The following is a 12,188-nucleotide window of genomic DNA, read 5'->3' on the forward strand; positions in this document are numbered from 1 at the left end:
AAGTACTAGCGATTTTGGTACAATTTTACTAATACAAAGGCAAAGGGGATATGCAGATGAAAAAATATCTATTCTCTCTACTTGTAATAAGCAGTCTTATGCTTTCTGGATGCGGCGCAGCGGACAAGAAACAAACGTCTGAACCGAAAGAAGAACACGCTTCCCATTCTCAGCAAGGTGATATACAAGAAACAACAAAAGGGATCGACACGCTACCAACGTTTCTGGACAAACTAGACCCACAAATGAAAGAAATCTATACAGTTGCAGGAAAAAATGCCGAATTATTAAATTGGATACCTTGTTACTGTGGATGCGGAGAAAGTGTGGGACATAAAAATAATAAAAACTGTTTTATTCGTGAAATCAAGAAAAATGGAGAAGTTGTTTGGGATTCTCACGCAACGACCTGTGTAAACTGTTTAGAAATTGCGGTAGAATCTGCATCTATGCATCAAAAAGGAAAATCGACTCTTGAAATTCGAAAATACATTGATAATAAATATAAAGAAGGCTACGCAAAACCAACGCCTACCCCAATGCCAAAAGCGTAAAAACGAGGAATTTCCTCGTTTTTTATTTTTTACGTAACATTTCCCTTAGCAAATTCTTTCAAGTGTTTTTCTTCTCGATTGACGTACACTATATGTAACTCCTCAGTAAGGAGGGTACACAATGCAGACATATAACGACTACGATAAAGCTCTCTATTACACGTATTGTTGTAATTGGGACAAGTTGCTTGTTTTAATGGTGCAAACTGATGATCAATTATTTTCTAAACGAATTGAGCATTTTTTACATGCTTACAAATATGGAAAAGAACTACCAGAAGTAGATAAACAACTTCAACTTCTATTCCAATATATCGACCATGCTTCACAAAAGTCGCATATAGAAGAAATAGACCAAGTACAAATGTAAATGAAGCGCTATTCTCCCTTTGAGAATAGCGCTTTTTGAATATTTTTCCACATTCCCGTTCATAATACACATATCAATAGTGGACGGACGTGATTATTTGTATAAATCCTTGTACGTGTTTCTCAGCATGATGATACTGCTAATTGGTTGTGAAAAAGCGAATAATCCTCATTTATTTCAGGGGGTAAAACAAGAGAAAAACATATGGAATATCTTAATTATCGGTAGCGATTCACGAGGTGAACAACAAGCCCGTGCTGATACAATTATGATTGCCCAGTACAATAAAAAAGAAAATACAGCAAAGCTCGCTTCAATTATGCGGGATAGTTATGTAGAAATTCCTTCTTATGATAAAAAATATAATAAAATCAACGCTGCCTATTACTATGGCGGCCCTGAATTATTACGAAAGACGATTCAACATAATTTTGGAATCGATGTTTCTCATTACGTTACGATTGATTTTGAAGCATTTGTTAAAATTGTGGATACCATTGCACCTGAAGGAATTGAAGTGAATGTTACACAAACAATAATCGATGATATGGGACTACATGTAAAGCCAGAAATACAACCTCTTCACGGGAAAGATTTACTAAAATACGCGCGTTTTCGCCATGATACTGAAAGTGACTTTGGCCGTGTGAAACGACAACAAGAAGTACTCCGGGCATTGAAACAAACCCTTACTGATAAAGTTCACTCTATAGATGGGGTACTAAATTTACCAATAATGGCACATGAACTCTCTCCATATATAAAAACAAATCTAGATATACCAACGCTCTTTTCACTTGGGAATAATATTTTGTTTCAACCCATTGATAATATAGAAACGATGCGAATTCCAATTGATAACGAATATGAATCTGCTCTTACCAAACACGCTGGTTCCGTATTAAAAATAAATCCAGAAACAAATAAAGAAGCAATTCAAAAATTTTTCAATGCTACAAAAGCCGTAAACACCCCCTAAAAACAAGGTTCATGGACCTTGTTTTTTTATTTCCAAGTTTTCCCCTTATAAAACTTTCCTTGATAAAAATATTTTCTCTTTATTTTCTTATCCTTTTCATACTATAATTTAGTATGTAACTATTATAAGAGAGGTAAAAAACATGAAACGTGAGAAAAAACAAGAATATGCATTGTTTACTGCTTGGGGAGCTTCTTTTATTGCTACACTTGGAAGCTTATATTTTTCTGAGATCATGAAATTTGAGCCTTGTGTACTTTGTTGGTATCAACGCATTTTTATGTACCCATTTGTTTTATGGCTTGGTATTGCAGTTGTAAAAAAAGACTACCGCATTGCTACATATTCTTTACCAATTGCAAGTATTGGTGCCTGTATTTCGTTATATCATTATGCCATTCAAAAAGTTTCTGCATTCTCAGCAGCAGGAGCAGCTTGTGGACGTGTGCCTTGTACGGGGGAATATATAAACTGGTTCGGATTTGTCACAATCCCATTTTTGGCACTTATCGGATTTGTCACGATTGCCATTTGTAGTTTGATTGTAATTAAAAATAAATAAGGAGATGACATAATGAAAAAAATGCTTATCTTTGGCGGTATTATTATCGTCTTATTTGCAGCTATTTTTGCTGTAACACAGATGGAAAACAAAAATACAGCGAAACAAGAAAAAAATTACTATACAAATAAAATCTCTTCTTCTGATATTCGTAAAAATAACGAGGAAAAGAAAGAACAAACCATTTACTTCTATCAAACAGATTGTCACTACTGTGAAAAAGTCTCACCTATTGTTGTACCAATGGCTAAAGACATGAACATTGATATGAAAGTCATTGATATTTTAAACGATAACCCAACTTGGGATGATTATAAAATTGAAGGAACACCAACAATTATTCATTTCAAAGACGGAAAAGAAGTAAGCCGCATTAGTGGCGAACAGCCAAAAGATAATTTTGAAAAATGGTTTAAAGAAAACAAGAAGTAATAAGAAAAGGAAACTCCTTCTATACATGAAAGCTGTGTAAAATCCCACACTAATGTATAAGGAGGGGGTTTTATGCCAGAGGTACGCTGTTCTGTGTCCAATTGTTCATTTTGGGGACAAGGGAATTTTTGTCAGGCGAATTCAATCTTTGTCCAGCCTGATGATCAAAACACGAATCAATCAAATGAATCTTATACAAATTCGACCTTAACAGGTGAAACACTTGAAAGCTCTGCGTCAGCAAGTGTTGAGACTTGTTGTCAAACGTTTAGACCGAAATATTAAGACGTAAATCCCCATCTCCTTTTGAGATGGGGATTTTTCTTTCTTTTTTTATATCGGGGAATTACTAATCGACTTTGTATGCCATGATATTCATTCATCATTAACAGATGGTAAACATTTTGAAAAGAAAGTTGTTGCCTTAACTTGTACAAATCGCGGGCAATCGTTTCTTTCCTAACGCTTAAAGATGTAGAAGCATACAGCTAAAGGTATGCTTCTACATTATAACAACCCCATATTTCCATGCATCATGCATTATCGTTATATACACAATTAATATAAAAACTGTTCCAAACAATGTTATCCTGCGATAGATTCCATCTTCCCCTTCTCTCGCTTCAACAAAGGACCAAATAAAACCAACGAAAAGTAATAAATCAATATAGGGAATATACAGATTAAACATAAATGAAACATACAAATAAATAATAAATAAGCAATTCGTTAACAAAAAGATTTTAAATGCAAATTGGCTATTCCCTTTTCTCATAACACGCCCGCCCCCAATCTGTACTGTATTATATTCACAAGAACAGAATAGTTGCGATTGGACCAACTAATTACACTTTGCTATATAAATCGCGGCTATGAAAACAAACAGAGACCTCCACTCATTTCCTCTCTTTGTTTTAACATGGCATGGGGCCAAAAAAGGCTCTGACCGCTTCTATCCACGGACTGATCCTCTCTCTCATCCAAAAAGAAAGGTCTTTCGCTTTTTATTTATATAACAAATAAGCTATCGCCTATTTACGATAGCTTTACTGTACATTATATTTCCTCTTATATATATTACTTAAAATGGAATAAGGCACTTGCTCATAACGAATTTTCCCGCCTGTTTCATCCATAATATACAAATTATTACCTATATAATAACTTCCATTTTTCCCTCGAGAATAAACAGCATATCGTTCATTCGGCAATACTGTTTTTACTTTCGTAAATTGGCCATTTGGTTCTTGCCAATATATATTCATACGATCCACAAGTGTTAACATTCCAATTTGTTCTTCTTCTATTATACGTCCATTCCAACTTGTAACACGATATCCAAGCTTATGCGCTGCATATTCTGGAGATGTATAAAACTGAGAAATAATTACTTTTGTCCGTAACGATACTCGGTCATACAGCCATTGTATATCTCGATCATGCATACGAATGCAACCGTTTGATTCTCTTCTTCCAATTGTCCCTTCTCGATTTGTACCATGAATTGCATATTCTTTTTCATTTAAACCAAGCCATCTTGTTCCAAGTGGATTATTCGGTGCACCACCCGGAATATTTTTACGGTGATATTCTTTATTTTTATATTTATTAATGATACAAAATGTGCCTTCAGGAGTTGGCGTTTGACGCTTTCCAGTTGTAACAGGAAACGTTCTTACATAGTTGCCATTTTCAAAAAAAGATAATTGATTCGTTGTAAGGTTAATTAATATCAGATGATCTGTATCCGCAAAAGTGCTAATTGGTAGACAGAAAAAGAGTATTACAACTAAACATACTTTTTTCATTCATATCCCCCCAAGCATCCCCCTTTAAAATTGACCATAATATATGAGGGTACAATTAGCTTTTACTATGAATTCTATTCTTATGAATGAAAGTACAAAGCTTCTTCAGATTTAACTTATCCATTCACAATTACACCACCATTTACGTGAATGATTTGTCCGGAAACATATGTGGAATCGCCTGAAGCTAAATATACATAAGCAGGTGCTAATTCATACGGCTGCCCTGGTCTTTTCATCGGTACATTACTTCCAAATTCCGATACCTTCTTCTTATCAAAACTCGCTGGAATAAGCGGTGTCCAAATCGGGCCTGGCGCAACACCATTTACACGAATTCCTTTTTGAACTAGTGATTTTGCAAGTGAACGTGTAAAAGCAACAATCGCTCCTTTTGTTGCAGAATAATCAATGAGTTGCTCGTTTCCTTCATACGCAACGATCGAAGCTGTATTTATGATTGTATCTCCCTGCTTTAAATGTGAAAGCGCAGCTTTTGTAACATGAAAATAAGAAAAAATGTTAATGCGAAATGTTTTTTCAAGTTGCTGCGCTGTAATGTATTCTAAACTTTGCTGTGGATATTGCTGTGCGACATTATTCACAACAATATTCAGCCCCCCTAGCTTCGAAGCCGCTTCCTTTACAATATGCTGGCAATGTTGTTCACTACTTAAGTCACCAGGAAGTAATATACACTTCACTCCTTGTTTTTCAACAAGTCTTTTTGTCTCATTTGCATCTTCAAGTTCATCTAAATAAGCAATAGCAATATGCGCTCCCTCTTTTGCAAACGCAATAGATACCGCCCTTCCAATTCCACTATCCCCTCCTGTAATAAGTACGTTTTTCCCTTTTAGTTTTTCACTACCGCGATAATTAGGATCTTCGTACTCTGGGAGAGGATTCATCATCGCTTCAATCCCCGGTTGTTTATTTTGATGTTGTGGTGGTAATGTTAAAAACTTTTTTTGCTCAGGCATACACATTTCAGCTCCTTCTCATTTCTCTTTCTTATGATGTACACATTTATAAAAAGTACTTATATATGAAAAGCCGAAACATAAGAGCTGTTCTGTGATTAATATTCGAAATTAAGACATAAAATAGAAATTGTTATAAAATTTTTTGTGCGAAACTCTTGCAATAGAACTAAAAAACGAATATTATATATAACTGTTGTGACAATTATTCGTAAACAGAAAGGATGTTTATATGTTTAACCTTTCAAAACATAAAACTTCTATTAAAACTGAAATTATGGCAGGTATAATTACCTTCTTAACAATGGCATATATCATTGTCGTAAACCCTGTCATCCTTGGGGATGCAGGTGTTCCATTTGAACAAGCATTTACAGCGACAATTATTGCCGCTGTTGTTGGAACATTATTTATGGCAATCTTTACAAATTTACCAATTGCAATCGCGCCGGGTATGGGACTTAACGCTTATTTCTCTTACTCTGTTGTAAAAGCGCATGAAGGAATGACATTCGCAATTGCATTCTCTGCTGTATTTGTAGCAGGTATGATTTTAATTTTGTTATCATTTACATCTTTCCGTACAAAATTAATGGAAGCAATTCCTGAAAACTTAAAACACGCAATTACTGCTGGTATTGGCTTATTTATCGCCTTTATCGGTTTACGTATGACGGGCATCGTAACAAAACATCCATCTAACTTAGTTGGACTTGGAGATCTTCATTCGCCTCCAGTACTACTAGCGTTAGCTGGACTTGGGATCACACTTATTCTTATGTCCTTAAATGTAAACGGCGCATTATTCTTCGGAATGCTCTTAACAGGAATTATCGCTTATTTCACAGGTCAGTTAACATTCCCAAACGGCATTACATCTATGCCTGGATTACCAGAAGGAATTATTGTTTCAAATCCAATTACTGCTGTTTCTGATGTAATTAACTACGGTTTATACGGCGTTGTATTCTCCCTCTTCCTTGTTACATTATTCGATACAACCGGTACATTACTTGGTGTTGCTCAGCAAGGTGGATTGATGAAGGATGGTAAACTCCCAAAATCGGGACGAGCTCTTCTATCTGATTCTTTCTCAGCAACAATCGGGGCTATGTTCGGAACAACACCATCAACAGCATATATTGAATCATCTGCGGGTGTTGCAGCTGGTGGACGTACTGGTTTAACAACAATTACAGTAGCTGCATTGTTTGCCGTTGCTGCATTCTTTGGTCCTCTAGTAGGTGCTGTTTCTGGTGTTTCAGCAATTACATCTCCATCATTAATTATTGTTGGTAGCTTAATGATGGGCGCTGTACGTCATATTGATTGGGATACATTCGACGAAGCATTCCCAGCATTCTTAGTAATCTTAAGCATGCCACTTACATCCAGCATCGCAACAGGTATTGCACTTGGATTCATTTCATATCCACTTATGAAAATGGCAAAAGGACAATTCCGTGCTGTTCATCCACTTGTATATGTATTTGGTATTTTGTTTGCTTATCAATTAGTTTTCTTACCGCACTAATAAAAAAGCCTTGGCTCACAAATTCTGTGAACAAAGGCTTTTTCTAATATTCCTTATTCATTTGCAATTCTTTACTATACTTTTGAATCAAAAATGAAGAAATAAACATTGCCGTATATCCCATACGTCTAAGTCCCTTATATACATTTTCCATATGTATCATTCCTCTATACACTTTTACCCAAATTACACCACAATTAACTCTAAATAGATTTTATATTCAGTCTATCACAAGAACAAAAACCCCTTAAAGAGGTTTTTTCCATCCATTACCTTTGTAAAAACGCCTGTAAATCCGCAAATTGTCTTGCTGCATCTTTATAGCCTTGTTCATATAAATTTTGCAGCTTTTGTGGATTTTTTTCCATTCGATCCACTTGAAGTGGTACTTCTGGACGAATGACAAATAGATTTCCAGCTAACTCTTCTTTTTCAATATAATGAAGTGTCTCATTGTATACTTCATAACGAGAAAGCATCGTATTGACAAGATTAGGATATTTTTTATAAGCTTTTGCTGCAATCCATCCAAATTTTGATTTTTTCTTCGCATATCCATGGTTTCTCGTTAAAATAACAACCGATTTCTCATAACCATCTTGCTGTGCTTTACGAACTGGGATTGGATCCGAAATTCCACCATCCAATAATTGTTTACCACGGTAATTTACAACTGGTGCGATAAATGGCAATGAGCTAGAAGCTTGTAATAAAGTCAATGCATCTTCATTTGTTCCTTCTTTTTCAAAATACATTGGTTCACCAGTTTCACAATCTGTCGTTCCTACTAGAAAACGCTCTGCACTATTAAAATATGTGTCAAAATCAAATGGCACGTGCTGTTCTGGAATCTCACGAAAAATAAAGTCCATATCAAATAACTGACGTTTTTTCCATAAATTTTTGTAAGATAAATACCTCGGATGTGTTGCATAATCAATATTTACTGTTTTATTTCGATTTCTTTGTCTTGAAATATATGACGCCGCATGGCACGCTCCCGCTGAAACACCAATAACATATGGAAAATATAAATCCTGTTCCATAAAGTATTCTAGTATTCCCCCCGTATATACACCGCGCATACCGCCGCCTTCTAATACTAAACCCGTATTTTCAAGCATTGTTTTCTCTCCTCTTTATATACATAGACTCTTTAATTATTCACCTTGTTAAATATCTCTTTCTATTATATAAGAGTCTTCACGAAAACCATATTCAGAAGGCTTGGTGCGAACGAAAAATTATTCTTCTACTTCTCTAAATGAGCTCCTACATCCTTTACAAACCTTTGAATCAATGATAATTCCTCTTCTGTATACTGATTTAAAAGTAACAACCACTTCTCTTCAGCTTGTTGATGCAATTTCTCATGCGCCATATAAATTCCATTTCCGTTGTCTGTTAAACGAAAAAATATTTCCTTTTGATTATCTAACATTTTCATCTTTTCAACAAATTGTTTATTAAACAATTTTGTACAAATTTTAGAAATTGCTCCCTTTGTCATTCCCATCTCTTCAGTAATAGCTGTTACATTCATTAATCCTTTTTTTCCTATACATTGGATCACATGTAATTCTGATAAAGACATACCACTTACCCCTGTCTCACGAAGAAAACGCTCATCATTTCCTTTCATATGCTCTTCTTGTTTATGAAAAAGTGTACGAATATCCAAAAGTATTTCTATTTGCCTTACAGTACGGTCCAAGTCGAATCCCCTCCATGATACTTCATAAGTTTCCACAGAAACAATTTAATTATATACCATTTCAAAATAAAAATTAAATTCATTTTTATCTTTACAAGTAAGAAAATAATGTTAAAATTATTTTAGTTTCCAAGGAAACTAAAATAAGGAGGTTTTCTGATGAATCACTCATTATCTTCATCAAAATTAAAATCTATTTTGTATATCGTTTGTATTAGCGCTCTATTAGGTTCCTTTGCTCAAAACATTTACACGCCCCTCTTACCAATGATTCAAGATTCTTTTCACACCTCTCTTTATCTTGTGAATTTAACTGTCTCTATTTTTACTTTTGTTCTTGCAATTATGCAGCTTGTTTATGGACCATTAATTGATACAAAAGGACGCAAATATATTCTTCTTCCCAGTCTATTCATAGGTACAATCGGTGCAATTGGTTGTGCTTTTACAACAAACATTTATTTATTTCTTATTTTCAGAGCAATTCAAGCATCAGGGATAGCTGCGATACCTGTTGTAGCGGCTACTATTATTGGGGACTTATTCGAAGGAAAAGAACGAGGGAAAGCCATGAGTCTTTATCAAATGCTACTTTCCATTGCTCCTGCTGTAGGCCCTCTCATAGGCGGCTATCTTGGAAATATAAATGGTCACGTATCTATTTTTCTATTCTTATCTACGATTGGCATAGCCCTATTAATTGTAAATATTGCATGGCTACCAGAAACAAAACCGGTTATTCCTAAAAAAGCTACAACAACTAATAATTATTGGAGTATCTTAAAACACAGAACTGGTTCTGCTATTGCGATCATTGGATTTATGCAGTTCTGCATTTATTTTTGTTTTCTTGTTTTTTTACCAGCAATATTAGCCAATTTAGTTCATTTCAACACAAGTAAAATTGGGCTTATGTTTGTACCAATGTCTCTATGTATTATGCTAGGAAGTTATTGCTACAAGTTTTTACAAACATTACTTACAACAAAACAAGCTTTACTTCTCACCAGTTTTCTCAATATCACATGCGTTATTCTATTTGCTTTCACATATCATATAAATATCCCAATCCTTATCATTGCAACATCCCTATACGGTTTTAGCATGGGACTATCAATTCCAACCCATACAACTCTACTAACTGAAGAATTTGTAAGCGAACGAGCAACTGCCATTGGTATCTACAACTTTATCCGTTATATCGGAATGGGTACAGGACCAATCGTAGGCAGTTTTCTACTCTTTAATCAAAATTACTTTTGGATTTTCTTTGTAGAGGCAATTGTTTTTCTGATTGTGGTCTTATATTCTATGAAAAAGCTAACTTCTCATCCTGTAAGAAAAGCTAGAATTCAAAAAGCTAAATAAACATTTATGTATATTACAAACAAAAAAGAGAATGTCCGAAAACAGCTATTTTACTGCATTTGGACATTCTCTTTTTTATACTCTCTGATCCGCCACAATATGAATATCAATATGCTTCGTCTGCCTCATAATTTCATTTACAATTGATCCTTTTCGAATTTCTTCCCATCTTGTTCTTGCTGATTGACCAAGTAAAATTTGGGTGGCCTGTAATCGTTTTGCCACTTCAATAATGACATCAGCTGGCTTTCTTCCTTTCGCTTCTTCCAATACGAAAGTAGCATGAAATTGATTCGTTAACGCTTGCCACTCCTCAATTGTTTGTCTTTTGCTTGCCGATAATGATTCTATATTTTCTCTTTCAACATTTAATACATACAATTCAGCGTTTAATCGATCTGCCATACGCCAACCACGCCGTATTAATTTCTCTGCTGTTGAACTATATTGCACACAAACGAGAATTTTTTCTTTTACACCTATTGGTTCTGTCACTGACTGACTAATCTTCTCGTCCATATCGTCGGCAACTTCACGAAGTGATAACTCTCGTAAAGCTCCTAAATTATTAACCGTAAAAAAATTTTGTAAGCTTTGCTGAATTTTTTCTTCTTTATATATCTTTCCATCTGTCAATCGTTTCCTCAAAACTTCAGGGGTTACATCAACAAGTTGAATTTCATTTGCTTTTTGTAAAATAAAATCAGGAATACGCTCTCGTACTTTTACATTCGTGATTTGTTCCACAATATCATGAACGCTTTCTAAGTGTTGAATATTAAACGCTGATAATACTGATATCCCAGCGTCCAATAATTCTTCTACATCCATATAACGTTTTTTATGTTTTAATCCAGGTATATTACTATGTGCCAATTCATCCACAACAACTACTTGTGGTGCTCGCTTTATAACCCCCTCTACATCGAGCTCATAAAATACTTTTCCTTTATAGTTTATTTCTTTTAACGGTATTCTTTCTAAATCAGCAATTGCTTCTTCTGTTTCTTTTCTTCCATGCGTTTCAATTAAACCTATCACAATATCAATATTCTCTTTTTTCATTTCTTGCGCATCAAACAACATTTTATAACTTTTCCCTACTCCTGGAGCAGCACCTACATACAGCTTTAATTTCCCGCGATTTTGCTGGCGTATATATTCTAAATATTCTTCCGGCGTTCGTCTTTGAAACGTCGGTTTATAGTCATCTGCATACATTACACGCACTCCTTCCCAGTAAACAACGCTACCTCAATCGATTGGATTGAGGTAGTAACAGTACTATTTCATTATTTTTTGTAATTCTAAATTTAATTTCAAAACGTTCACACGATCCTCTCCAAATAATCCTAATGTAGCACCTTCTGTTTGAGACTTAATCATTTGATTTAGTTTTTCTTTCGGAATATTCGTTAATTTTGAAATACGATCAACTTGTACGTAAGCTGCCTTTGGACTAATATCAGGATCTAATCCAGAACCTGAATTCGTCACTAAATCCATCGGTACTTCCGTAACTGAAACAGTCGGATTTTTATCCTTCCAATCCGCTACACTTTCTTCTACACGTTTTACTAAATCAGGATTAGATGGTGCATAGTTATTTGATCCTGACGCTTCTGCTTTATATTCTATACTAGAGACGCGTCCATGAAAATAACGTGGGTCTTTAAAGTTTTGGCCGATTAACTTTGAGCCAATTACTTCATTTTTTTCATTATATATAAGACTTCCATCCGCATTATCCTTCATCACTGCTTGCGCAATTCCAGTTACAAGCAGCGGGTATAAAAGCCCACAAAGAACAAGAAATGTAAAGGTAACACGAATGACCGGTGAAAGTATATTTTGTTTTTTAGCCATTTTCTTTTCCCCTCTTCC

At 34.9% G+C, this 12,188-nt stretch carries 15 protein-coding genes; 8 read left to right on the forward strand and 7 right to left on the reverse strand.

The genetic code is table 11. From position 1 onward, the window contains the following. Positions 1-56 precede the first annotated feature (56 nt). The 6 genes from C564_RS0122275 (at position 57) to C564_RS0122300 (ending at position 3,182) form a co-directional block, all read left to right on the forward strand. Positions 57-554, forward strand: a complete 498-nt coding sequence (locus C564_RS0122275; protein ID WP_018766898.1) for a PCYCGC motif-containing (lipo)protein — start codon at positions 57-59, stop codon at positions 552-554. A 121-nt stretch (positions 555-675) separates the two neighbouring features. Beyond that, positions 676-924, forward strand: a complete 249-nt coding sequence (locus C564_RS0122280; RefSeq protein WP_018766899.1) for a YhdB family protein — start codon at positions 676-678, stop codon at positions 922-924. A 97-nt stretch (positions 925-1,021) separates the two neighbouring features. Further along, entirely contained in the window at positions 1,022-1,903 is an 882-nt protein-coding gene (locus C564_RS0122285) for an LCP family protein (protein WP_026008665.1), read from the forward strand. Between the two features lie 142 nt (positions 1,904-2,045). Further along, positions 2,046-2,465 (forward strand): disulfide formation protein C, encoded by a 420-nt coding sequence (locus tag C564_RS0122290; protein WP_003195354.1) that lies wholly within the window; start codon positions 2,046-2,048, stop codon positions 2,463-2,465. 12 nt (positions 2,466-2,477) lie between these two features. After that, on the forward strand, positions 2,478-2,897 hold the full coding sequence (locus C564_RS0122295) for a thioredoxin family protein (protein ID WP_018766900.1): 420 nt from the start codon (positions 2,478-2,480) through the stop codon (positions 2,895-2,897). Between the two features lie 72 nt (positions 2,898-2,969). After that, the gene (locus C564_RS0122300; RefSeq protein ID WP_018766901.1) at positions 2,970-3,182 is read left to right on the forward strand and encodes a DUF1540 domain-containing protein; all 213 of its coding nucleotides are present in this window, start codon (positions 2,970-2,972) and stop codon (positions 3,180-3,182) included. A 217-nt stretch (positions 3,183-3,399) separates the two neighbouring features. On the opposite strand, the gene C564_RS0122305 is transcribed toward C564_RS0122300, so the two are convergent. The 3 genes from C564_RS0122305 to C564_RS0122315 all read right to left on the reverse strand — a co-directional run bounded on the left by C564_RS0122305 (position 3,400) and on the right by C564_RS0122315 (position 5,688). Continuing rightward, the gene (locus C564_RS0122305) at positions 3,400-3,672 is read right to left on the reverse strand and encodes a hypothetical protein (protein ID WP_003195348.1); all 273 of its coding nucleotides are present in this window, start codon (positions 3,670-3,672) and stop codon (positions 3,400-3,402) included. A gap of 271 nt (positions 3,673-3,943) precedes the next feature. Next, a complete protein-coding gene (locus C564_RS0122310; protein WP_003195346.1) occupies positions 3,944-4,705 on the reverse strand; it encodes a L,D-transpeptidase in 762 nt (253 codons plus the stop codon). 116 nt (positions 4,706-4,821) lie between these two features. Continuing rightward, entirely contained in the window at positions 4,822-5,688 is an 867-nt protein-coding gene (locus tag C564_RS0122315) for an SDR family oxidoreductase (RefSeq protein WP_003195344.1), read from the reverse strand. A gap of 232 nt (positions 5,689-5,920) precedes the next feature. On the opposite strand from C564_RS0122315, the gene C564_RS0122320 reads away from it, so the two are divergent. After that, entirely contained in the window at positions 5,921-7,222 is a 1,302-nt protein-coding gene (locus tag C564_RS0122320) for an NCS2 family permease (RefSeq protein ID WP_003195342.1), read from the forward strand. 269 nt (positions 7,223-7,491) lie between these two features. Here C564_RS0122320 and C564_RS0122330 read toward each other — a convergent pair whose 3' ends face one another. Further along, the gene (locus tag C564_RS0122330; protein WP_018766903.1) at positions 7,492-8,346 is read right to left on the reverse strand and encodes a patatin-like phospholipase family protein; all 855 of its coding nucleotides are present in this window, start codon (positions 8,344-8,346) and stop codon (positions 7,492-7,494) included. A 128-nt stretch (positions 8,347-8,474) separates the two neighbouring features. Beyond that, on the reverse strand, positions 8,475-8,936 hold the full coding sequence (locus tag C564_RS0122335; RefSeq protein WP_018766904.1) for a MarR family transcriptional regulator: 462 nt from the start codon (positions 8,934-8,936) through the stop codon (positions 8,475-8,477). A 159-nt stretch (positions 8,937-9,095) separates the two neighbouring features. Here C564_RS0122335 and C564_RS0122340 point away from each other — a divergent pair, with 159 nt between their 5' ends. Then, positions 9,096-10,304, forward strand: coding sequence for an MFS transporter (locus tag C564_RS0122340; protein ID WP_018766905.1), 1,209 nt, complete (start codon positions 9,096-9,098; stop codon positions 10,302-10,304). Positions 10,305-10,379: 75 nt separating this feature from the next. Here C564_RS0122340 and kdpDN read toward each other — a convergent pair whose 3' ends face one another. Together kdpDN and kdpC are read right to left on the reverse strand one after the other, a co-directional pair. Further along, positions 10,380-11,525, reverse strand: a complete 1,146-nt coding sequence (gene kdpDN, locus C564_RS0122345) for a KdpD-like non-kinase potassium sensor (RefSeq protein ID WP_018766906.1) — start codon at positions 11,523-11,525, stop codon at positions 10,380-10,382. Between the two features lie 63 nt (positions 11,526-11,588). Next, positions 11,589-12,170: a K(+)-transporting ATPase subunit C gene (kdpC, locus tag C564_RS0122350; RefSeq protein WP_003195330.1), complete on the reverse strand. Its 582-nt coding sequence runs from the start codon at positions 12,168-12,170 to the stop codon at positions 11,589-11,591. Positions 12,171-12,188: the final 18 nt, after the last annotated feature.

This window comes from Bacillus sp. 105MF, assembly GCF_000374885.1.
GTDB classification, from domain to species: Bacteria; Bacillota; Bacilli; order Bacillales; family Bacillaceae_G; genus Bacillus_A; species Bacillus_A pseudomycoides.